The 20,811-nt window shown below is 72.2% G+C and carries 22 protein-coding genes; 15 read left to right on the plus strand and 7 right to left on the minus strand.

The window, feature by feature from the left end:
• Nucleotides 1-59: 59 nt before the first annotated feature.
• Complete coding sequence (locus ABD295_RS15055) at nucleotides 60-743, minus strand: O-methyltransferase (protein WP_344304600.1); 684 nt, start codon at nucleotides 741-743, stop codon at nucleotides 60-62.
• 48 nt (nucleotides 744-791) lie between these two features.
• Between ABD295_RS15055 and ABD295_RS15060 the strand changes: the two genes are divergently transcribed.
• From ABD295_RS15060 to ABD295_RS15085, 6 genes are all read left to right on the plus strand, one after another.
• The gene (locus ABD295_RS15060) at nucleotides 792-1,574 is read left to right on the plus strand and encodes an exodeoxyribonuclease III (protein ID WP_344304601.1); all 783 of its coding nucleotides are present in this window, start codon (nucleotides 792-794) and stop codon (nucleotides 1,572-1,574) included.
• Nucleotides 1,564-3,084 carry a glycosyltransferase 87 family protein gene (locus ABD295_RS15065; protein WP_344304602.1) on the plus strand — a complete coding sequence of 507 codons (1,521 nt, stop codon included), beginning with the start codon at nucleotides 1,564-1,566 and terminating at the stop codon, nucleotides 3,082-3,084. The genes ABD295_RS15060 and ABD295_RS15065 overlap by 11 nt, the downstream gene beginning before the upstream one ends.
• A gap of 90 nt (nucleotides 3,085-3,174) precedes the next feature.
• Nucleotides 3,175-4,119, plus strand: coding sequence for a glycosyltransferase (locus tag ABD295_RS15070; protein ID WP_344304603.1), 945 nt, complete (start codon nucleotides 3,175-3,177; stop codon nucleotides 4,117-4,119).
• Nucleotides 4,109-4,885 carry a sulfotransferase gene (locus ABD295_RS15075; RefSeq protein ID WP_344304604.1) on the plus strand — a complete coding sequence of 259 codons (777 nt, stop codon included), beginning with the start codon at nucleotides 4,109-4,111 and terminating at the stop codon, nucleotides 4,883-4,885. The genes ABD295_RS15070 and ABD295_RS15075 overlap by 11 nt, the downstream gene beginning before the upstream one ends.
• Before the next feature lie 28 nt (nucleotides 4,886-4,913).
• Entirely contained in the window at nucleotides 4,914-6,086 is a 1,173-nt protein-coding gene (gene rffA / locus ABD295_RS15080) for a dTDP-4-amino-4,6-dideoxygalactose transaminase (protein ID WP_344304605.1), read from the plus strand.
• A 7-nt stretch (nucleotides 6,087-6,093) separates the two neighbouring features.
• Entirely contained in the window at nucleotides 6,094-6,795 is a 702-nt protein-coding gene (locus ABD295_RS15085; RefSeq protein ID WP_344304606.1) for a class I SAM-dependent methyltransferase, read from the plus strand.
• Here ABD295_RS15085 and ABD295_RS15090 read toward each other — a convergent pair.
• Entirely contained in the window at nucleotides 6,792-8,015 is a 1,224-nt protein-coding gene (locus tag ABD295_RS15090) for a polysaccharide biosynthesis protein (protein ID WP_344304607.1), read from the minus strand. The two genes, ABD295_RS15085 and ABD295_RS15090, sit on opposite strands and share 4 nt — an antisense overlap.
• 109 nt (nucleotides 8,016-8,124) lie before the next feature.
• On the opposite strand from ABD295_RS15090, the gene ABD295_RS15095 reads away from it, so the two are divergent.
• From ABD295_RS15095 to ABD295_RS15110, 4 genes are read left to right on the plus strand one after another with little or no spacing between them, the layout of a single operon-like run.
• Nucleotides 8,125-8,517, plus strand: coding sequence for a YciI family protein (locus ABD295_RS15095; RefSeq protein WP_344304608.1), 393 nt, complete (start codon nucleotides 8,125-8,127; stop codon nucleotides 8,515-8,517).
• Nucleotides 8,501-9,733, plus strand: a complete 1,233-nt coding sequence (locus ABD295_RS15100) for an RNA polymerase sigma factor (RefSeq protein ID WP_344304609.1) — start codon at nucleotides 8,501-8,503, stop codon at nucleotides 9,731-9,733. Before ABD295_RS15095 ends, ABD295_RS15100 begins: the two co-directional genes overlap by 17 nt.
• A gap of 50 nt (nucleotides 9,734-9,783) precedes the next feature.
• Nucleotides 9,784-10,854, plus strand: coding sequence for a DNA recombination protein RmuC (locus ABD295_RS15105; protein ID WP_344304610.1), 1,071 nt, complete (start codon nucleotides 9,784-9,786; stop codon nucleotides 10,852-10,854).
• Nucleotides 10,851-11,303: a DUF6542 domain-containing protein gene (locus ABD295_RS15110; protein WP_344304611.1), complete on the plus strand. Its 453-nt coding sequence runs from the start codon at nucleotides 10,851-10,853 to the stop codon at nucleotides 11,301-11,303. Before ABD295_RS15105 ends, ABD295_RS15110 begins: the two co-directional genes overlap by 4 nt.
• A gap of 125 nt (nucleotides 11,304-11,428) precedes the next feature.
• On the opposite strand, the gene ABD295_RS15115 is transcribed toward ABD295_RS15110, so the two are convergent.
• Together ABD295_RS15115 and ABD295_RS15120 are read right to left on the minus strand one after the other, a co-directional pair.
• Nucleotides 11,429-12,055: an L-threonylcarbamoyladenylate synthase gene (locus tag ABD295_RS15115; protein ID WP_344304612.1), complete on the minus strand. Its 627-nt coding sequence runs from the start codon at nucleotides 12,053-12,055 to the stop codon at nucleotides 11,429-11,431.
• A gap of 7 nt (nucleotides 12,056-12,062) precedes the next feature.
• Nucleotides 12,063-13,064 carry a 4-hydroxy-3-methylbut-2-enyl diphosphate reductase gene (locus ABD295_RS15120; protein ID WP_344304613.1) on the minus strand — a complete coding sequence of 334 codons (1,002 nt, stop codon included), beginning with the start codon at nucleotides 13,062-13,064 and terminating at the stop codon, nucleotides 12,063-12,065.
• Between the two features lie 143 nt (nucleotides 13,065-13,207).
• On the opposite strand from ABD295_RS15120, the gene xseA reads away from it, so the two are divergent.
• Together xseA and ABD295_RS15130 are read left to right on the plus strand one after the other, a co-directional pair.
• Nucleotides 13,208-14,446, plus strand: a complete 1,239-nt coding sequence (gene xseA / locus ABD295_RS15125; RefSeq protein WP_344304614.1) for an exodeoxyribonuclease VII large subunit — start codon at nucleotides 13,208-13,210, stop codon at nucleotides 14,444-14,446.
• Complete coding sequence (locus ABD295_RS15130; protein WP_344304615.1) at nucleotides 14,443-14,673, plus strand: exodeoxyribonuclease VII small subunit; 231 nt, start codon at nucleotides 14,443-14,445, stop codon at nucleotides 14,671-14,673. The genes xseA and ABD295_RS15130 overlap by 4 nt, the downstream gene beginning before the upstream one ends.
• Here ABD295_RS15130 and ABD295_RS15135 read toward each other — a convergent pair.
• Nucleotides 14,670-15,248 carry a DUF4245 family protein gene (locus ABD295_RS15135; RefSeq protein WP_344304616.1) on the minus strand — a complete coding sequence of 193 codons (579 nt, stop codon included), beginning with the start codon at nucleotides 15,246-15,248 and terminating at the stop codon, nucleotides 14,670-14,672. The genes ABD295_RS15130 and ABD295_RS15135 overlap by 4 nt on opposite strands.
• A 35-nt stretch (nucleotides 15,249-15,283) precedes the next feature.
• Here ABD295_RS15135 and ABD295_RS15140 point away from each other — a divergent pair, with 35 nt between their 5' ends.
• Nucleotides 15,284-16,567 carry an SLC13 family permease gene (locus tag ABD295_RS15140; RefSeq protein WP_344304617.1) on the plus strand — a complete coding sequence of 428 codons (1,284 nt, stop codon included), beginning with the start codon at nucleotides 15,284-15,286 and terminating at the stop codon, nucleotides 16,565-16,567.
• A 152-nt stretch (nucleotides 16,568-16,719) separates the two neighbouring features.
• Nucleotides 16,720-17,742, plus strand: coding sequence for a class II fructose-bisphosphatase (gene glpX, locus ABD295_RS15145; protein WP_344304619.1), 1,023 nt, complete (start codon nucleotides 16,720-16,722; stop codon nucleotides 17,740-17,742).
• On the opposite strand, the gene ABD295_RS15150 is transcribed toward glpX, so the two are convergent.
• Nucleotides 17,707-18,528: an alpha/beta fold hydrolase gene (locus tag ABD295_RS15150; RefSeq protein WP_344304620.1), complete on the minus strand. Its 822-nt coding sequence runs from the start codon at nucleotides 18,526-18,528 to the stop codon at nucleotides 17,707-17,709. The two genes, glpX and ABD295_RS15150, sit on opposite strands and share 36 nt — an antisense overlap.
• A gap of 26 nt (nucleotides 18,529-18,554) precedes the next feature.
• Here ABD295_RS15150 and ABD295_RS15155 point away from each other — a divergent pair, with 26 nt between their 5' ends.
• Nucleotides 18,555-19,532 (plus strand): alpha/beta fold hydrolase, encoded by a 978-nt coding sequence (locus ABD295_RS15155; RefSeq protein ID WP_344304621.1) that lies wholly within the window; start codon nucleotides 18,555-18,557, stop codon nucleotides 19,530-19,532.
• 99 nt (nucleotides 19,533-19,631) lie between these two features.
• Here ABD295_RS15155 and ABD295_RS15160 read toward each other — a convergent pair whose 3' ends face one another.
• Nucleotides 19,632-20,723, minus strand: coding sequence for an ABC transporter ATP-binding protein (locus tag ABD295_RS15160; RefSeq protein WP_344304622.1), 1,092 nt, complete (start codon nucleotides 20,721-20,723; stop codon nucleotides 19,632-19,634).
• Nucleotides 20,724-20,811 lie beyond the last annotated feature (88 nt).

Raw genomic sequence — 20,811 nt, forward strand, 5'->3', positions numbered from 1 at the left:
GACCGAAGTGCCGGTCAACGATCACTTGGCGGCGGTATGGACCACCCAGGAGCGACGCCTCAGCGGCGCACGGCCATGGTCATCCCGTCGCTGATCGGCAAGATCACGCTGTCGAACCGGTCGTCGGCGGTCAGGCGGTCGTTGAACTGCTGGATCACCGCGGTGGTCTCGTCGTCATCGGCGGCCTCGAGCACCCTCCCCGACCACAGCGTGTTGTCGACCAGGAGCAGGCCACCGGGACGCATCAGGGGCGCGACGGCGTCGACGTACGACTGGTAGCCGCCCTTGTCGGCGTCGATGAAGACCAGGTCGAAGGGGTCGAAGGGGTCGAAGGGGTCGTCGGCGGAGAGTGTGGCCAGCGTCTCGATCGCGGGCGCGATCCGCAGGTCGATCAGGTCGGCCACCCCCGCGGCGGACCAGGCGTCCCGAGCGATCGCGGTGTACTCCTCGCTCACGTCGCAGCACACCAGCGAGCCTCCATCGGCGAGCCCGCGCGCGATGCAGGTCGAGGAGTAACCGGTGAACGTGCCGATCTCAAGGGCTCGGCGCGCGCCGACCGCCCGGGTCAGCACGGTGAGCACCGACCCCTGGTACGCCGACACCTGCATGGTCGCGGCGCCCCCCGTCTCCTCGCGGGTCCTCTCGATCAGTGCGGCGAGGACCGGGTCGGGCTGCGGAGCGCGGGCGGAGATGTACGCCGCCATGTCGGGCGACAGCCACTGGGGACGGGACTTGGAGCTCATGAGGGCACGTTAGCCCGGCCAGTGGGCGCTGTGGCTAGTCTCGGTGCCGTGCGGATCGCGACCTGGAACGTCAACTCCCTCAGGTCGCGCATCGACCGGGTCGAGGCACTCGTCCAGCGCCACGACGTCGACGTGCTGGCCCTCCAGGAGACCAAGGCCCGCGAGGACCAGCTGCCGTTGATGGGCCTCCAGGCCCTCGGCTACGACGTCGCCGTCGCCGGCACCAACCAGTGGAACGGCGTGGCCATCATCAGCAGGGTCGGCCTGGAGGACGTGCAGGTCGGCTTCGACGGGATGCCGGGGTACGGCGAGCCGGTCGCCGCCGAGTCGCGAGCGATCGGCGCCGTGTGCGGCGGCGTCCGCGTGTGGTCGGTGTACGTGCCCAACGGGCGCAAGCCCGACGACCCGCACTACCACTACAAGCTCGAGTGGCTGCGCACGTTGCGTGCGGAGGCTCAGCAGTGGCTCGACGCCGACGCCGTGATCGTCGGCGACTGGAACGTCGCGCCCCGCGACGAGGACGTCTTCGACATGGCGCAGTTCGCCAAGTCGACCCACGTGACGCCCCCCGAACGTGCTGCGTTCCAGGCGTTCCTGGACGACGGCTGGGTGGACGTCGTGCGTCCGCACACGCCCGGCCCGGACGTCTACACCTACTGGGACTACTACCGGCAGCGCTTCGAGCGCAACCGGGGACTGCGCATCGACTTCATCCTGGGCTCGCCGTCGGCGGCCGCGCGCGTTCACCATGCGTTCATCGACATCGACGAACGTGCCGGACACGGCGCTTCGGACCACGCTCCCGTCATCGCCGACCTCGATGGAGGCTGACGCCCCCCAAGGCGCGCGGCGAAGGTTCGACCCGGTCGGCCCGCTCGTCGCCGTCGCCGCCCTCGTGCTGTTCGCCCTGCACCGGTTCGAAGGCCTGCTGACCCGCGACCTTGCCCTCTACTCCTACGCCGGCCAGCAGGTGGCCGACGGCGTGCCGCCCTACGAGGGCGTGATGAACCGCTCGGGTCCCTTCGCCCACCTGGTCCCGGGCCTCGGCGCCGCCCTGGCCCGGCTCGTCGGCGGCGAAACGGGCGCCGACGACCTCTTCGGCCAGCGCGTGCTGTTCCTGGTCCTGTCGGCGCTCTGCGTGTGGGTGGCCTACCTCCTCGGCCGCGACCTGTACGACGGCAGCAGGTCGGCCGGGCTCACCGCCGCCGCGCTGCTGGTCTGCATCCCGGCCGTGATCACCTACGCCACCGGCGGCCCACGCGAGAAGACCACGATGATGCTGCTCCTCGAGCTGGCACTGCTCGCGGCCGTGCACCGCCGGTGGTGGTGGGCCGGCGCGTTCGTGGCGCTCACGACGCTCACCTGGCAGCCCGTCTTCTTCCCCGCCCTGGCCGCCGTCGTGCTCGCGGCGGTACTGGCCCCGCGCGGGTCTCGCTGGCGCAGCGTCGCTGCGATCGTGGGAGGCGGCGGGGCCGCGACGGCACTGACGGTCCTCTACTTCGTGCTCGTCGGCGCGGTCGACGACTTCCTCGACGGGTTCGTCCGCATCCACCTGACCTACACCTACCAGCCCGGCCTCTACGACGACCTCGAGAACCAGTGGGAGGGCATCGTCGAGGGCTTCGGGCGGAGCCTCGACTTCGTGCTCGCCGGCCTCGTCCTCCTCGTGCTCCTCGCTCCCATGGAGCTCGCGCTGCGACGCCGGCGTACTTCCGAGCAGGCGCGGACTCGCGTGGCGTTCGCGGTGGCGACGGTCGTCGGCGTCGCGTGGAGCTGGCGGGTCTTCAACGGGTACGCCGACGCCCTGATGCTGGTGCCGTTCGCGGCGCTCGGCCTGGCGGGCCTGGTGTCGCTCGTGGCGACGTACGCCACCTGGCGCGCGTCCGCGGTCCTGGCGACCGCGTGGGTGCTGATCGCGGGCTACCTGGGTCAGGACTGGTCCCGGCACGAAGGCGAGCGGATGCTGCCCAAGCAGGAGGAGGAGGTGGCGGCGGCCTTCGCCGTCCTGCCGGACGACGCGACCGTGATCTCGGTCGAGGCGCCGCAGGTGCTCGTGCTCACCGGCCGCACCAACCCCACCCAGCACCAGATGTTCCGGCTCGGCCTCGAGGAGTACGTGGAAGACACCTGGCCCGGCGGGCTCGCGGGGTACGCCGACTACATCCGCGACGAGGCGCCGACCGTCGTCACCGTCGGCCCCGGTGCCCGCTACGACTGGTTGCTCGAGGGGCTCGGCGACGACTACACGCAGGTCGGCTCGAGTCCCGGCTGGTGGTGGTTCGCGCGCACGGACCTGGGTCCGGAGACCCTCGACGGGCTGGCGGCAGCGGTGCGCGGCTGACGCGTGTGGGTCTCGACTGATCGCGCAGTGGTGGTCGAGCCGAGTCGAGACCTCGCTGCTCGACCGCCGGCCTGTGACACGATCCGTGACGTGACCGATCCACGAGCGCACAGCTACTCGGTCGTCATCCCCGTGTACAACAGCGAGCAGGTCGTGGAGACCACCATCGACGACGTCGTCGGCGTCTTCGCCGCCCACGGCCTCCCGCTGCAGCTGGTGCTGGTCAACGACGGCAGTCGCGACCACAGCTGGGAGGTCGTCTCCGCGAAGGTCCGGAAGATCCCCGGGGCGGTCGCGGTGAACCTGCTCAAGAACTACGGCCAGCACCACGCCAACCTCGCCGGTCTGCGCGAGACCACCGGCGACTACGTCGTGACCATGGACGACGACGGTCAGAACCCCGCCGACCAGGTGCCGCTGCTCATCGACGCGGCGCTCGCCGGCGGGCACGACGTGGTGTTCGGCAGGTACGAGCAGAAGCAGGCGCCGCCGTACAGGCGCATCGGCAGCGGCCTGATCGGCCTCGTGAACCGCCGGATCTTCAACCAGCCGGCCGACCTGACGGTCTCCAACTTCCGCATCCTGCGGCGCGACGTGGTCGATCGGATCTGCGCGTCGCAGACCGCGCACCCCTACGTCACGGGCCAGGCGCTCCTCTACTCCAGCCACCGCGGCAACGTCACCGTCCGGCACGCGGCGCGGGCCTCCGGCAGCAGCAACTACGGCGCCCGACGGATCCTTCGCCTGGTCCTGACGATCCTCTTCAGCTATTCCTCGTGGCCGCTGCGGGCTCTGGCGGCCATGGGCTTCGGGGTCGCCGCCCTCAGCTTCGTGCTCGGCGGGATCTACCTCGTGAAGGGTCTCGTCGACGACACCCAGGTCGAGGGCTGGACGACGATCGTCGTCCTGCTGGCCATCTTCAACGGCTTCACGATCGGCATGCTCTCGATGCTCGGTGAGTACGTCGTCCGCACCCTCAACGCCGTCAGCGCACCCGACACCTACCACGTGCGAGAACGCGTCCATGGGGAGTGACTGCGCGTCCGGGCGGCACTTCGTCGTGATCGGCGCGCAGCGCAGCGGCACGACGTACCTGCGCACCCTGCTCGACGAGCACCCGCAGATCGCCATGTCCGAGCCCGCCTCACCGGAGCCGAAGGTCTTCCTGCGCGACGACGTCGTCGGCCACGGCTGGTACGACGCGACGTACTTCTCCGGCGCAGCGGACGGCACCCGGCTCGGTGAGAAGAGCACCAGCTATCTCGAGGTGCCGGAGGTGATCGAGCGAGTCAGGACGGTCCTCGGGCCGGCGACCCAGGTGATCGCGCAGCTGCGCGACCCGGTGGCCCGGGCGGTGTCGAACTGGCAACTGAGCACCACCCACGGGTTCGAGACGCGTCCGCTCGAGCAGGCGCTCGAGGACAACCTCGACGGACCGCAGGAGTGGGACCCCGCGAAGACGTCGGTGTCGCCGTTCGCCTACCTCGAGCGCGGTCTCTACGCCCGGCAGCTGGCACCGTGGCGGGACGCGTTCGGCGACCGCCTGCGGGTGCTCGTGCTGGAGGAGCTCCTCGCCGATCCCACGAGCGGTGCGAGCGGCCTGGCGACGACGTACTCCTGGCTGGGTGTTCACCCGGAGTTCCGTCCGCCGTCGCTCGGCAGGCAGGTCAACCGGTCCAGGGTCGAAGCACCCCGTCTAGGGTCGGTGTTGACGGCTCGCCTCCGTGGGTACTTCTCAGGAAGCGACGGGGAGCTCGAGACCTTCCTCGAGCGCCCACTGCCGTGGTCGAGACAGCAGTGAACCCAGCACGCCCCCTCGGAGGAGCCCGTTGAGCCAGTACGCGAACCCGGAATGGCCGATCCGTTTCAACGTCCCGGACTACGGCGACGCGGAGGCGGAGTACGCCCGCGAGTCGCTCCTCGGCGGAGGGAGCACCTCCGCCAACGGGCAGTTCAGCCACAAGGCCGTGGAGATCCTGCAAGCCGAGACCGGTGCTGCCGAGGTGCTGCTCACCACCTCCTGCACCGCTGCGCTCGAGCTGTCCGCGATGCTGCTCGACCTGGGTCCCGGTGACACCGTGATCGTGCCGTCGTTCACCTTCACCTCGTCGGCTCTCGCCTTCGTGCGGCAGGGCGCGCGGATCCTCTTCTGCGACATCGAGCCGCGCACTCTCGGGCCCGACCCGGCCTCGGTGGCCGCCCTGCTCGACGACTCGGTGAAGGCCGTGGTGCTGGTGCACTACGCCGGCATCGCCTGCGACGTCGAGGGCATCCGGGAGGTGCTGAAGGACCGCCCCGACGTGGCGGTCGTCGAGGACAACGCGCACGGCCTCTTCGGTCGCTGGCGCGGCGAACCCCTCGGCACGCTCGGGAGGTTCGCGACGCTAAGCTTCCACGACACCAAGAACTTCATCTGCGGCGAGGGCGGCGCCCTCGTCGTCAGCGACACCGCCGACGTCGACCGTGCCTGGGTGCACTACGACAAGGGCACCGACCGGCAGGCGTTCTTCCTCGGACAGGTCGACAAGTACTCCTGGCGCGACAACGGCTCCTCCTTCGGGCTCGCCGACCCGTTGGCCGCGGTCCTGCTGGCCCAGCTCGAGCGGCGTGAGTCCATCCAGTCCCGACGCCGGGCGGTGCACGAGCGGTACGCCGCCGCGCTGGCGCCGAACGCCGACGAGCTGGGGCTGCAGCTGCCCGTCGTGCCGGACGACGTCGAGCCGGCGTACCACCTCTTCCACGTGCTGCTGCCCGAGGCGTCGATGCGACGTGCGGTGATGAGCGACCTGAAGCGGAAGGGCATCGAGTCGGCGTTCCACTACGTCCCGTTGCACGACTCCGACGGCGGCGAGCGGTTCGCGGCCCGGCCGACGGAGTGCCCAGTGAGCATCGACGTGAGCAGCCGCCTGCTGCGGTTGCCCTTCCACAACTCGCTGACCCCGGACGAGTGCGACCGCGTGGCCGAGACGCTGCTCGCATCGGTGGCGGGCCGGCGCTCTTGATCGAGCAGTGACGCACCAGCCTGGCTCGTCGTCGGTCGAGGCGCCGGACTACTGGTGGTTCGCGGCGCGGGCCCGGTTGCTCGAGGCCGCCCTCGCTCCCTACCTCGGCGCCCCCGCGCGGCTGCTCGACGTGGGCAGCGCCGACGGACCCTCCGCCGCCTGGATGCGCGGCGACCACACGCACGTGACGCTCGACCTCGACGCGCGCGGCCTCACTGCCGGACGTGGCGTCGTCGGCGCGCTGCCCCACCTGCCGTTCGCAGACGGGTCGTTCGACGTGGTCGCCGCGTTCGACGTCGTGGAGCACGTCGAGTCCGAGGCCGCGGCCCTCGACGAGCTCGCCCGCGTGCTGTCCTCCGGTGGACGGCTGCTGGTCTCGGTGCCGGCCTACCAGTGGGCCTGGTCGCACCACGACGTCCGCGCGGGCCACTACCGCCGCTACACCCGGCCGCGCATCGTCGCCGCGGTCGAGCGAGCAGGGCTCACGGTCGAGCGGGCGACGTACGCCTTCGGCGCGGTGTTCCCGCTCTTCGCCGGCCAGCGGCTGCTGCAGCGCGTGCGCTCCGGCCCGCCGGCCGAGAGGCTCCCGTCGGTGCACCCGGTGCTCGACCGGGTGCTGCGCGGTGCCTCCGCCGCCGAGGCCCGCGTGCTCCCCCGGGTCGACCTGCCGTTCGGCTCGTCGGTCCTGCTGGCCGCGACGAGACCCTAGGGCGACGAAGGCCGGCCCGCGAGGCTGAGCCCCAGCCAGGCGACGGCCTCGACCACGACGAACGCCACCACCACGCGGTCCAGCGAGTCGTCGACGAGCGCGTACGCCGCGGCGCCGGGCACCAACGCCACCACCCACGCCAGCGCGATCGAGGGGGCGCGGTCGTGCGCCATCGCCAGCACCGTGAGGACCAGGCCCGCCACGGCGACGGTCGTGCCGACCGCGACGAGGGCGCTGGGCCTCCCCGCAAGGGCGGCGTCGGCACCGAAGACCAGCCGGAGGGCGGGGGGTCCGAGCAGTCCGCCCACCAGAGCGGCGAGCGGTGCCGCGACGACAGTGGCGGCGACGACGCCGCGGTGCAGCCGCCGCACCCGGTCGGTGCGGCCGCCCACGACGAGGTCGGTGACCCGGGTGGTCAGCGCCGACACCTGCCCCACGGCCAGGGTGTAGGGGGCTCGGAAGAGCGCCAGGCCGGCGAAGAGCGCGGTCACCTCCGCCGGCGCTCCACCACCGAGCGCCAGCACCACCGGCCCACCCGTCAGCACGGCCTGGCCGACCAGCTGTCCGCCCGCGGCCCCGCCCAGGAACGCCGCCGACGGCCGCGCGGCACCGGACCCGCGAGGCCGCCACGCGGACGGCCACGCAAGGCAAGCGGCGTACCCGGCCAGCAGGGCGAAGCCGTACGCCGCCGGCGACCGCGAGCCGACCGCGACCAGCAAGGCCGCCACCAGGCACCGCAGGGCGTTCTCGGCGACCAGGACGGCACCCACGGCGCCGAACCGTGCCCGCGCCGCGAGCAGGCCGCGCACCAGCCCCATGAGCCCCGACAGCGCCGTCACGGCGCCGACGAGCAGGGGGAACGCACCGATCCCGTCGAAGAGCGTCTCGCGGAGCAGCCACGCCAGGAGCCAGGACGCCACCGACGCCAGCAGCACGAGGAGCACGACGCGCGGCAGCGCCCCTCCGACCGGTCCCTCGCTGCCGTCGGCCGTGACGGACCTGGCCACCCAGTGCTGCACCGGGAAGGTCACGCCCGCGGCCGCGAAGCCCCACCACGCCCACAGCACCGATACCGGGGCCGCGTCGGTGGCGCCCAGCGCTCGCGTCACCACCGCGAAGAAGACGTAGGCCAGGACGCCGCTCACGATCGAGCCGACCGCCAATGCCGTGGCCCCGGACCGGGCCCGAGAGGAGGCGCTGGGCGGAGCGGAGGCGGGCATCATGGAAGATTCTTCCGCATCCGACCTCCAAGGACGTCGAACGGCGTCGCACGGCTCCGACGTACCGGGTGAGACGCCGACGAGCGGCGTCCTGACGAGAGGAACCGACGTGAAGTACGTGATCCTGATCCACTCCAACCCCCAGCCCTGGGGCCACCCGACCCAGCTGCTCACCGACGAGGGCCGTGCGCTGGGCCAGGAGTACCACGACAGCAGCGATCGCGACTTCGATGCACTGATGGAGGAGCTGTCGGCCAACGGCGAGTTCGTGTTCGCCGAGGCGCTCGCCGACCCTGCCTCGAGCACGCTCTACGCCTGGAACCCCGACGGCCACGTGGCCACCGACGGGCCGTACGCCGAGACCAAGGAGCAGCTCGCGGGCTTCTTCGTCGTCGAGTGCGCCACCCGGGCGCGCGCCGAGGAGATCGCCGCGCACTTCGCCCAGCCGGGTGGGACCGTCGAGCTGCGTCCGGCCATGTGGGGCGATGGCGACGACTCCTGAGGTCCGCCCTGCGGCGTACGAGGACGTGTGGCGCGACGCCACGCCGCACGTCCTCGCCGCCCTGCTGCGCAGGTACGGCGACCTCGAGACCGCCCAGGACGCCGTGCAGGAGGCACTGCTCGCTGCCGCGCGCCAGTGGCCCATGGACGGGACGCCGGCCGACCCGCGTGCCTGGCTGGTGCGGGTCGCGTCGCGGCGCCTGGTCGACGCCTGGCGGTCCGACACCGCGCGGACCGCTCGCGAGGAGGCGACCTGGCGGGCAGAGCCGGTGCCGCCCGGACCGGCCTCGGAGCGCGACGACTCGCTGGCCCTGCTGCTGCTGTGCTGTCACCCGGCGCTGAGCCGGCCGTCGCAGGTGGCCCTGACCCTGCGCTCGGTGTCCGGGCTGAGCACGGACACGATCGCGCGCGCGTTCCTGGTCCCCCAGAGCACGATGGCGCAGCGCCTGTCCCGGGCGAGGGCTCGGCTGCGCGAGGTGGGCGCGCCGTTCGCGGTCCCCCCTCCCGCCGAGCTCCCGGACCGGGTGGTCGCGGTGGCCCAGGTGCTCTACCTGGTCTTCACCGAGGGCCACACCGCCACCAGCGGGACCGGCCTCACCGACGTCTCACTGGCCGAGGAGGCGATCCGGCTGACCAGGAGGCTGCACGCGCTGCTGCCCGGTGAGAGCGAGGTGACCGGCCTCCTGGCCCTGATGCTGCTCACGCACGCCCGACGCGCGGCCCGCACGGCTCCGGACGGCGCGCTCGTACCCCTCGCCGAGCAGGACCGCACCCAGTGGGACCGCGCCCTGGCCACCGAGGGCGTCGCGCTCGTCGAGGCGGCGCTCCCTTCAGGACCGGTCGGGCCCTACCAGCTCCAAGCGGCCATCGCCGCGGTGCACGCCGATGCCGTGACCCCCGCCGAGACGGACTGGGCGCAGGTCGTCGCCCTCTACGACATGCTCGCAACCCTGTCGCCGAGCCCGGTGGTCTCGCTCAACCGGGCGGTCGCGGTCGCCGAGACCGAGGGAGCGGAGTCCGCCCTGGCCCTGGTCGGACCGTTGCTCGACGAGCCGGCGCTGCGCCGCCAGCACCGGGTGCATGCCGTGCACGGCCACCTGCTCGACCGACTGGGCAGGGCCGACGAGGCCAGGGCGGCGTACGCCGAAGCGGCCCGGCTCGCCACGAGCGTGCCGGAGCAGCGCTACCTGCAGGCGCGCGCGGCCTCGGGGACCTGATCCCACCCTGTCTTGGAGGACTTGTCGGTGGGCTCGTCCATGCTCGGGCCATGGACTTCTCCGCGCTGCTCCCGCTGGCTGTGGGCCTCGCCCTCGGCGCGCTCGTCGGCGTGCTGTGGGCGCGCTCGCGACCGCTCCCGGACGAGGTCGAGCGGGTCGGCGACCAGGCGGTCGTACGTGAGGGCCTCGAGCGGCTGCACGACCAGCTGCGCGACCTGGAGCACAACCGGGCGAGCTGGCAGGGCCAGCTGGCCCAGCAGGTCGACGACATGCGCCACAGCACCGACCTGCTCCGCGGCGAGACGCGCTCGCTCTCCACGGCGCTGCGCCGGCCGCAGGTGCGCGGGCGTTGGGGCGAGATGCACCTGCGCCGAGCCGTCGAGCTTGCGGGGATGGTCGCGCACTGCGACTTCAGCGAGCAGGTGCGACTCGACGACGGGGCAAGGCGGCCCGACCTGGTGGTCCATCTCGCCGGCGGCCGCGAGCTGGTCGTCGACGCCAAGGTGCCGTTGGACGCCTTCCTCGACGCCTGTGCCGCCGACGACGACGAGGCGCGGGAGACGCACCTGCGCCGGCACGTCGCCCAGCTGCGCAGCCACGTCGACCAGCTGTCCACGAAGCGCTACTGGCGGTCGTTGGCCGGCACGCCCGAGTTCGTCGTCATGTTCGTCCCGGCCGAGGCGTTCCTGTCGGCGGCGCTGGAGGTCGAGTCCGGCCTCCTGGAGCACGCGGCGTCCCGCCAGGTCGTCCTCGCGACGCCGACGACCCTGATCGCGCTGCTGCGCACGGTGTCCCAGGGGTGGAGCCACGAGGCGCTCACCGACCAGGCCCGGGAGATCCAGCAGCTCGGTCGCGAGCTCCACGAGCGCCTCGGCACGCTCTCCAGCCACCTCGACCAGGTGGGGCGCTCGCTCAACGCGGCCGTCGGCCACTACAACCACGCGATGGGATCGCTGGAGTCGAGGGTGCTGGTCAGCGCGCGCCGGCTCGGCGACCTTCCGGGCCCCCGCCAGGTGGAGTCGGCGGCGCGATCCGCGCCCGTCAGGCTCCACGCTCCCCACCACGGGCACCGGCGAGGCTCCGACGACGAGACCGGGTCCGCCCCTACGGTGGCGATGTGAGCGGCGTGACGAGCGTGCGCACCGAGCCAGGACCAGGCCACCAGCAGGCGGCCTGGCCGGCGGGGCGCGACCCCGGCGGGCAGGTCGTGGCCCTCGGCTTCGCCCTCACGCTGTCGGCCGTCGCGATCGACCTCGTGATCTCGGGCGAGCTGTCGCTCTTCTTCGACCTGTGCTTCGTCGCGTCCTGCCTGCTGCTCGCCTGGCTGGTGCGCCCCCGCGACTTCTTCACGGTGGGCGTGCTCCCGCCGCTGCTCATGCTGGGGGTCTTCATCCTGGCCGGGATCGCCAAGCCCGGCCTGATCGCGCACCCGTCCGACGGGGTGGTGCAGGCCGTCGTGTCCGGGCTCTCGGTCCACGCCCCGGCGCTCGTCGCCGGCTACGCGCTGGTCCTGGGCAGCCTGGCGTACCGCGCCCGCAAGGCACGAAGGCCCATCGCTCACTTGCTGTGACCTCGCAGCCGAGCGTGAGGAACGAGCGCTCGGCGTGGGCGAGGTCAGGTTGAGCAGCCGCACGCCTGAGCCTGCGAAGGCGTGGTCGGCGTGTCGAAGCTCGCTGCTCGACCACCGAGCTGAGGTCAGGCTTCGAAGCGGCCCGCGTCTCCCGCGCCGTACCGCAGGATCTCCGGCACGTCCTCCGACCAGTCCACGACCGTGGTCGGCTGCGGCAGCACGTCCTCCCCGGTGTCGACGACCAGGTCGACGCTGTTGTCCAGCTCCTCCTTGACCTCCCAGCCAAGGGTGCGCGGCTCGGTCTCCCCAGGCAGGATCAGCGTCGAGGTGAGCAGCGGCTCGCCGAGAGCGGCCAGCAGCGCGTGCACGAACCGGTGGTCGGGGATCCGCACGCCCACGGTGCGCTTCTTCGGGTGCATCAGCCGGCGCGGCACCTCACCGGTGGCCGGCAGGATGAAGGTGTAGGGGCCGGGAGTGGCTGCCTTGATCGCCCGGAACGCGTGGTTGCCGACGTGCACGAACTGCCCCATCTGGGCGAACGAGTCGCACATCAGGGTGAAGTGGTGGCGGTCGTCGAGCTCGCGGATGCGCAGGATCCGGTCGCGGCCGTCGCGGTTGCCCAGCTGGCAGCCGAGCGCGTAGCCGGAGTCGGTGGGGTAGGCGATCAGCGCGTCGTCGTGCAGGGCGTCGACCACCTGCTGGACCAGGCGCGGCTGCGGGTCGACCGGGTGGACGTCGACGTAGCGAGCCACGACCCGGTCAGCTCTTCGACGCGGCGCGCAGGTCGCGGCGCAGCTCGGGTGGGAGGGCGAAGATCAGGCTCTCCTCGGCGGAGTGCACCGCCTTGGCGTCGGGGTAGCCGCGCTCGGCGAGGAAGGCGAGCACGCCCTCGACCAGCTCCTCGGGGACGCTCGCCCCGGAGGTGACGCTGACGGTGCGGACGCCGTCGAGCCAGGCCTCGACGATCTCGGAGGCGTCGTCGACGCGGTACGCCGCGGCGGCGCCGGCCTCCAGCGCCACCTCGACCAGCCGCACGGAGTTCGACGAGTTGCCGCTGCCGACCACGATGACCAGGTCGGCGTCCTTGGCGATCTCCTTGACCGCGAGCTGACGGTTCTGCGTGGCGTAGCAGATGTCGTCGCTCGGCGGGTCGAGGAGCTGGGGGAAGCGCTCGCGGATCGCGGCGACGGTCTCGAGGGTCTCGTCGACCGACAGCGTGGTCTGGGACAGCCAGGCCACCTTGGCGGGGTCACGGACGACGATCCCGGCCACGTCGGCGGGCGACTGGACGAGCTGGATGTGCTCGGGGGCCTCGCCGGCGGTCCCCTCGACCTCCTCGTGGCCCTCGTGGCCGATCAGCAGGATGTCGTAGTCGTCGGCGGCGAAGCGCTTCGCCTCGTGGTGCACCTTGGTCACCAGGGGGCACGTGGCGTCGATGGTCTTGAGCGAGCGGACCTCGGCCTGGCGGTGCACCTCGGGCGAGACCCCGTGCGCGGAGAAGACGACCGTCGCTCCCGCGGGGACCTCGTCGAGCTCCTCGACGAAGATCGCCCCGCGCGCCTCAAGGTCGGACACGACGTGCTTGTTGTGCACGATCTGCTTGCGCACGTAGACGGGCGAGCCGTAGAGGTCGAGCGCCTTCTCGACGGTGATCACTGCGCGGTCGACGCCGGCGCAGTAGCCGCGCGGTGCCGCGAGCAGGACCTCGCGCTCGGCCTCGTCCGGCGAGAGGACGCGCGGCTGACCCAGGTCGATGCTCATGGTGCGAGTCTACGGAGGCCGGCCCATCCCGCCGAGTCGGCGCTACGTCGACCTCTAGGCTGCCGAGTCGGCGTGAAGTCGACCGCCGTCGCTCGACCAAGCGCCGACTCGGCTGGTCGGCGCCCGACGTTAGGGTCATGGCCGTGGCCTTGGAGACCTCCCTCGCAGCACCGGCACCGGTGCGCCAGATCGCTGCCGCGATCGATGGGTGGATCGACAAGCTGGGAGCGGTCTGGGTCGAGGGCCAGATCGCCCAGGTCACTCGCCGCCCCGGCCTGGGCACCGTCTTCATGACGCTGCGCGACGCGGTCGCGGACATCTCGATCCCGGTGACCTGCGCCCGCAGCCTCTTCGACAGCCTCGACCCGCCGGTCGTCGAGGGCGCCGGGGTCGTGATCCACGCCAAGCCGTCCTACTACCCCAACCGCGGCACGCTCTCCCTCTACGCCCGCGAGATCCGCATGGTGGGGCTGGGCGAGCTCCTCGCCCGCCTCGAGCGCCGTCGTCAGCTGCTCGCCGCCGAAGGGCTCTTCGCGCCCGAGCTCAAGCGGACGCTGCCCTTCCTGCCGGCCTGTGTCGGCCTGGTCACCGCACCCAAGAGCGCGGCCGAGCGCGACGTGCTCGACAACGCGCGCCGCCGATGGCCCGGAGTCGAGTTCCAGGTGGCCTACGCCGCCATGCAGGGCCCGCGCGCGGCCACCGAGGTGATGGAGGCGCTGGACCGGCTCGAGCGCGACCGACGGGTCGACGTGATCGTCGTGGCGCGCGGCGGCGGGTCGGTCGAGGACCTGCTGCCGTTCTCCGACGAAGCCCTCGTGCGCGCGGTCCACCGGCTGCGCACACCGGTGGTGTCCGCCATCGGCCACGAGCAGGACCAACCGCTGCTCGACCTGGTCGCCGACGTGCGCGCCTCCACCCCGACCGACGCGGCCAAGCTGGTCGTCCCCGACGTCGCCGACGAGCTGCGCGGCGTCGCGTGGGCGCGGGACCGGGTGCGCACCCTGGTCGAACAGCTCCTCCAGCGCGAGCAGCTCGGTCTCGACACGCTGCGCTCGCGGCCCGCTCTCGCCGCCCCGGTGTCGCTCATCGAGGCCCGCGAGGCCGAGGTCGACCAGCTTCGCGAGAGGGCGCGGCGCTCGTTCCGGCACCGTCTCGACCGCGCCGAGGACGACCTGGGTCACCAGGTCGCCCGCGTCCGTGCCCTCTCACCGCTCGCCACCCTGCGTCGCGGCTACTCCGTGCTGCAGGACGCCGACGGGCACGCCGTCACCTCCGTGGCCGAGCTGGCCGCGGGCTCCGGCGTCACGGCCAGAGTCGCCGACGGTCGCGTGCACGCGACCGTGACCGGCGTCGACCTGCTACCCACCGAGGAAGACAGATGACCGACGACACGACCCCTGGCACCACGGGCGACACGACGGGTGAGCAGCCCACCTACGAGCAGGCCCGCGAGGAGCTGATCGAGGTGGTCCGCACGCTCGAGGCGGGCGGCACCACGCTCGAGGAGTCCCTCGCCCTGTGGGAGCGCGGCGAGGCGCTGGCCAAGCGCTGCCAGGAGGCCCTCGACGGGGCCCGCGCGCGCCTGGACGCCGCCGCCCCGAAGGACTAGCCGCGCTCGAGGGGTGCCTGCGTCAGCTCGGTGACCAGCTGCTCGAGATCGGCGGGCGGCGCCGAGCCGAAGACCAGCAGCCACTCCCCGCCGACCTGGGCGGCGTACGCCGTGTCCCCGTCGGGGTCGGCGAACGTCCGCCACTCCCCCGCGAGGTCGCTGTCGATCGCGACGGCGTCGCCCTCGCTCGCCTCCTCGTCGACGTACGTCGCCACCAGCTCGTCCAGGTCCGTGCCGGGCTCGAGCACCTGGCGCAGGCTGACGTAACGGCCGGCGTCGGTGAGCAGCGAGATCGTCCACACCTCGCCGGACTCGACGTTGGTGGCCTCCCAGCCGCGCGGCAGCTCCGCGGGGTAGACCACGTCGAGCCCCGCGGCCTGGGCCAGCCGGACCGTGCCGAGGTAGTCAACCGGCTCGGGGTGCACCTCCGGGTCGTCGCGGATCAGGCTGCGCAGCACGACGAAGGCGCCCACCAGAAGGACCAGGACGATCATCGACCCGACGAGCCCGCCGAAGGACCGCTTGTAGCGTGCCGCGGTGCCGGTCGGCTCCTCCTGAGGCTGGGTCTGGGTCACCTCGCGATTGTCCCAGGGCCGTAGCGTTCGCGGTTGTGCAGCCCCACCTCGCCGCGTCGCTCGAGTGGGTGCCGGTCGTCGCGCTCGTGGTGCTGCTGGCCACCGCCGTGGGTCACCCGCGCGGACGGATCGAGGCCGTCGTCGCCGTGGCGGCGGCGGGCGCGACGATGGCGGCCGGCGGGCTCGACTGGGTCGGGGTCCGCGGCGTGGTCGAGCACCTCGGCCCGGTGGTGCTCTTCCTCGTCACGATCCTGGTGGTCGGCGACGTGTGCGCCAAGGCGGGCGTCTTCGTGCGCGCCGCAGGCGTCGTCGCGCGCTGGGGCAAGGGCCGTCCGGTCGTGCTGATGTCGGGAGTGTTCCTGCTCGCGGCCCTCGTCACCGTCGTGCTCAGCCTCGACGCCACCGTCGTGCTGCTGATGCCGGTCGTGGTCGGCGCCGCTGTCGCGTCCGGCCTCTCGCCCTGGCCGAACGCCCACACGAGCCTGCGGATGGCCAACTCCGCCTCGTTGCTGCTGCCCGTCTCCAACCTCACCAACCTGCTCGCCCTGCACCACCTGCGGCTCTCCTTCGCAGGCTTCGTGGCCGCGATGGCCCCGGTGCTGGCCGTCGTGCTGTTGGTCGAGTACGCCGCCCTGCGCTGGCTCTTCCGCGCCGACCTGCGCACGTCAGCAGTCGAGCCCGTGGCCGAGCCCGTGGCCGAGCCCGAGCCCGTGGCCGAGTCCGTGTCCGACCAGGAGACGGGCTTCCCGATCGTCGTGGTCGGCGTGATGCTGGCCGGCTTCGTCGTCGTCGGCCAGCTCGACTGGCACCCCTTCTGGGTGTCCGGTGCCGCCGCCGTGGTCCTCGTCGCCTGGGCACGCACCCGCGCGCTCGTCGTCGGTCGCGACGTCCTGGGCGCGGCCCACCCCGGGTTCGCCGTCCTCGTGCTGGCGCTGGGCATCGTCGTGGCGGCCCTCGCCGACGGCGCGCTCGGCGACCTGGTGCGCCACGCCCTGCCCGGCTCGACGTCGTACGCCGGCCTGCTCCTCATCTCGCTGGTCGCGACCCTGCTCTCGGCGCTGGTCACCAACCTCTCGGCGACGCTGCTGCTGGTGCCGATGCTCGAGCCGCTCGGCACCGTCGCGGTCCTGGCCGCCCTCCTCGGCCTCAACATCGGCTCCGGCCTGACCTGGACGGGCTCGCTGGCCAACCTGTTGTGGCGTCGGGGCCTGAAACGCCTCGACCTGGCGCCCACCACCTGGCACTTCCACCGCGTCTCGCTCGTGGTGACGCCCCTGTCGCTGGTCGCCGGGGTCACGGTTCTCGCGCTGCTCCACTAGTGGCCGCAATCGTTCAATTGTTTGGTTGTTGCCCCTGATCGCGCCGAAACAGGGCCGCAACTCAGCAATTGCGCGGTTGTTGCCCCCGTGAGAGGTCCTCGGCGAGAGTCCGAGGGTCCGAGGGTCCGGCCCCGGATCGCTAGAGTGCGCCCATGGAGCCCTTGCCGCCGGAGACCGTCCACAAGGAGCCGCCGGACCGCAACCTGGCCATGGAGCTGGTGCGGGTCACCGAGGCCGCGGCGATGGCTGCGGGCCGCTGGGTCGGCCGGGGAGACAAGAACGGCGCCGACCACGTCGCCGTCGAGGCGATGCGCGCCACCATCTCCGGGGTCAGCATGAGCGGCACGGTGGTCATCGGCGAGGGCGAGAAGGACGCCGCCCCGATGCTCTACAACGGCGAGGAGGTCGGCGACGGCATCGGCCCGCCCTGTGACGTCGCGGTCGACCCGATCGACGGCACGACGCTCACCGCCAAGGGCATGAACAACGCGATCGCGGTCCTGGCCGTCGCCCCGCGGGGCACGATGTACGACCCGTCCGCGGTGTTCTACATGGAGAAGCTGGTGGCCGGTCCCGGGGCCGCCGACGTCGTCGACATCCGGCTTCCCGTGGCGGAGAACATCCACGCCGTCGCCAAGGCCAAGGGCTCGGCCCCCGAGGACGTCACTGTCGTGCTGCTCGACCGTCCTCGGCACGAGCAGCTCGTCGACGACATCCGAGCGACCGGGGCGCGCATCAAGTTCATCGTCGACGGCGACGTCGCCGGCGCGATCATGGCCTCCCTGCCGGACACCGGCATCGACCTGCTGCTCGGCATCGGCGGCACCCCGGAGGGCATCATCGCCGCCTGCGCGATGAAGTGCACCGGCGGCGTCATCCAGGGCAGGCTGTGGCCGCGCGACGACGAGGAGCGGCAGAAGGCGCTGGACGCCGGCCACTACCTCGACGACGACCACATCCTCTACACCGACGACCTGGTCACCGGCGACGACTGCTTCTTCTCCGCCACCGGCATCACCGACGGCGAGCTGATGAAGGGCGTGCGCTACCGCGCGGGCGGCGCGACCACGCACTCGCTGGTGATGCGCTCACGCAGCGGCACGATCCGCTCGATCACGAGTCACCACCGGCTCTCGAAGCTACGCGACTACGCCGCCGTCGACTTCGAGCACTGACGAGGTCGATCGCAGGGCAGCCAGCACGACGTCGGCCACGCGGGGGTCGAAGGCCATCCCGGTGTGGGACGCGGTGACCTCGACGGCGCGGGCCAGAGGGTCGATGCAGGCGCGCCAGTCGACGATGCCGTCGCGCCGAGAGTAGACCGCGGTGAAGGCGACGCCCTCGGGCAGCGGCGCGCGGGCCTCGTCGAAGCTCGCCTGCGCGCAGGCGCCGGCGACGCAGTCCTCCGCCAGCAGACCCGGCAGACCGGCGCGGCTGAGCCGGACCAGCAGCTCGATGCTGCGGGTCAGCGAGGCGTGGTGGGCTGCAGGCGCGAGCATCGGGCTGCCCAGGGTGACGATCCCGGAGACCAGGTCGGGCCGGCGTACGGCGAGACCGCGGGCCAGCATGCCGCCCAGGCTGTGCCCGACGACGGTCACCTTGCTCCCCCGCCGCTCGGCGACCGACTCCAGACGCTGCTCGAGGAGCCCGGACACACCCTCCGTGCAGCCCGCGTTGACGCGGATGTGCGAGCCGTAGGTGCGGTAGCCCTCCTGCCGCAGCCGCCGCGACAGCAGCCCCAGGGACCCGTCGCCGGCCAGGAAGCCGGGGACCAGGACCACCGGCTGGCCCTCACGGGCCGCCCCGGCAGCGTACGGCTGCGAGCGGCGGGACCGGTGGTCGGCCCAGGTCCGGAGCAGGTAGCGCCCACCCTCCCCGACGACGCTCGCTTCCCGGAGCGCGGCGACCACGCCGGGGCTGCTGAAGCCCTCGGGCAGGAGGAACGGCGCGAGCGAGCTCACGCTTAGGACAGTAACCTGTTCTACCTATGGACATGCGCGCATCGAGGAAGGTCCAACCGAAGAGCCAGCCCCCGGAGACGACGGTCTCGGAGGAGCGGTTCGCGGCCGTCGCGGACGGCGTCGAGCTCTGCTACCAGACCTTCGGCACGCCACCCGGTGACGGGGGGACCGGAGAGCCGCTGCTGCTGATCATGGGCCTCGGCGGCCCGATGACCTGGTGGGACGAGCGGCTGTGCCGGCTGCTGGTCGCGCGCGGCTTCTTCGTGATCCGCTACGACAACCGCGACACGGGTCGCTCGTCGCGACTGCGGGGCCGGGTCACCCGCGCCGCGATGCTCCGCGCCTTCGCCGGGCGGCCGTTGCCGCAGGGGCCGGCCTACACGATGGACGACCTGGCCCGCGACGCCGTCGGGCTGCTCGACCAGCTGGGCCTCGACTCCGCCCACGTGCTGGGCGTGTCGATGGGCGGAATGATCGCGCAGACGATGGCCATCGAGCACCCCGACCGCGTCCGCTCGCTGACCAGCGTGATGTCCACGACCGGCAAACGCTCGGTCGGCTGGCAGCACCCGCGCCTGCTGCCGGTGCTGATCTCCCCGAGCGGCTCGAGCCGTGAGGCGTACGTCGCCCGCTCGACGCTCGTGTGGGGGTTGATCGGCTCGCCGGCGTACCCGCCCACCGCCGACGAGATCCGCGAGAAGGCGCTGACGACCTACGAGCGCGGCATCAGCGCCTCGGGGGTGCTGCGCCAGATGATGGCGGTGCTGACCCAGCCCAACCGCGGCCCGCGCCTGCGCCAGCTGAGCATCCCGACGCTCGTCGTGCACGGCACCGCCGACCGGATGGTGCACGCATCCGGGGGCCGGGCGACCGCCGCTGCCGTCCCGGGCGCCGAGCTGCTGCTGATCGACGGCATGGGCCACGACCTGCCCTCGGCGCTGTTCGAGACCTTCGCCGACGCCGTTCGGCGTACGGCTGACAGGGCCACTCCTTTCGGTGGTTGAGGAGGAGCCGCTAGCCAGGCGACGCCACGAAACCTCCGCGCACGACAGCGGCGCCCGACCACAGTGGTCGGGCGCCGCTCACGTCTCACCGGGTGTCGATCAGTCGGACAGGCGCTCGCCGGTCTCGGTGTCGAACACGTGCACGTTCTGCGGGTCGGTGGTGACGTAGATCGTCTGACCCTTCTGCACGTGGTCGCGACCGGTGACCCGGACGATCACGTTGCCAGGCGTGCCCTCGACGTCGGACGTGCCGTACACGAAGCCGTCCGCGCCCAGCTCCTCGACGACGGTGACCCGCACGGGCAGGCCGCCCTCGTTCTCGGAGACCAGGCGCCACGCCTCGGGCCGCACGCCCACGGTGATCCTGCTGTGCTGGGCGCCCAGCTGCTGGGAGGCCGCGGGGTCGACCGGCACGAGGTAGTTGCCGATCTGCGCCTTGCCGTCCTTGGAGGTCGCCTCGATGAGGTTCATCTGCGGCGAGCCGATGAAGCCGGCGACGAAGAGGTTGACCGGCTTGTCGTAGAGCTTGAGCGGGGTGTCGACCTGCTGGAGGACACCGAGCTTCATGACGGCGACCCGGTCGCCCATCGTCATGGCCTCGACCTGGTCGTGGGTGACGTAGACGGTGGTGACGCCCAGGTCGGCCTGGAGCTTCGCGATGTCGGTGCGCGTCTGCACGCGCATCTTGGCGTCGAGGTTGGACAGCGGCTCGTCCATGCAGAAGACCTGGGGCGACCGCACGATCGCCCGGCCCATCGCGACCCGCTGGCGCTGCCCGCCGGACAGTGCCTTCGGCTTGCGCTCGAGGAACTCCTCGAGACCGAGGATCCGGGCCGCCTCGGCGACGCGCTTCTTGCGCTCCTCGGCGGGGACCTTGGCCATCTTGAGCGCGAAGGCCATGTTGTCGGCGACCGTCATGTGCGGGTAGAGCGCGTAGTTCTGGAACACCATCGCGATGTCCCGGTCCTTCGGCGGCACGTGGGTGACGTCGCGGTCTCCGATGAAGATCTTGCCGTCGTTGATCTCCTCCAGGCCCGCGAGCATCCGCAGGGAGGTGGACTTGCCACATCCCGACGGGCCCACGAGGACCATGAACTCGCCGTCCTTGATCTCGAGGTCGAGGCCGGGTACGGCGGGCGCGTCGGCCCCGGGGTACCAGCGCTGAGCCTTCTCGAAGGTCACTGTTGCCATGTTGACTTCTCTCCTTCACCGGCAGGTACGTGCCGGACGATCCGTAGTGAAGTGACGCACGTCACGCTAGCGGGACGTGCTCTCCGCG

The organism is Nocardioides bigeumensis (genome assembly GCF_039531755.1).
GTDB lineage: Bacteria > Actinomycetota > Actinomycetes > Propionibacteriales > Nocardioidaceae > Nocardioides > Nocardioides bigeumensis.

Bases quoted from the DNA above. Each gene is read 5' to 3' on its own strand.
- ABD295_RS15160 (WP_344304622.1), bottom strand. From the start codon at position 20,723: ATGGCAACAGTGACCTTCGAGAAGGCTCAGCGCTGGTACCCCGGGGCC.
- ABD295_RS15055 (WP_344304600.1), bottom strand. From the start codon at position 743: ATGAGCTCCAAGTCCCGTCCCCAGTGGCTGTCGCCCGACATGGCGGCG.
- ABD295_RS15075 (WP_344304604.1), top strand. From the start codon at position 4,109: ATGGGGAGTGACTGCGCGTCCGGGCGGCACTTCGTCGTGATCGGCGCG.
- ABD295_RS15100 (WP_344304609.1), top strand. From the start codon at position 8,501: ATGGCGACGACTCCTGAGGTCCGCCCTGCGGCGTACGAGGACGTGTGG.
- ABD295_RS15120 (WP_344304613.1), bottom strand. From the start codon at position 13,064: ATGAGCATCGACCTGGGTCAGCCGCGCGTCCTCTCGCCGGACGAGGCC.
- ABD295_RS15090 (WP_344304607.1), bottom strand. From the start codon at position 8,015: ATGCCCGCCTCCGCTCCGCCCAGCGCCTCCTCTCGGGCCCGGTCCGGG.
- glpX (WP_344304619.1), top strand. From the start codon at position 16,720: ATGGAGCCCTTGCCGCCGGAGACCGTCCACAAGGAGCCGCCGGACCGC.
- ABD295_RS15105 (WP_344304610.1), top strand. From the start codon at position 9,784: ATGGACTTCTCCGCGCTGCTCCCGCTGGCTGTGGGCCTCGCCCTCGGC.
- ABD295_RS15065 (WP_344304602.1), top strand. From the start codon at position 1,564: ATGGAGGCTGACGCCCCCCAAGGCGCGCGGCGAAGGTTCGACCCGGTC.
- ABD295_RS15155 (WP_344304621.1), top strand. From the start codon at position 18,555: ATGGACATGCGCGCATCGAGGAAGGTCCAACCGAAGAGCCAGCCCCCG.
- ABD295_RS15130 (WP_344304615.1), top strand. From the start codon at position 14,443: ATGACCGACGACACGACCCCTGGCACCACGGGCGACACGACGGGTGAG.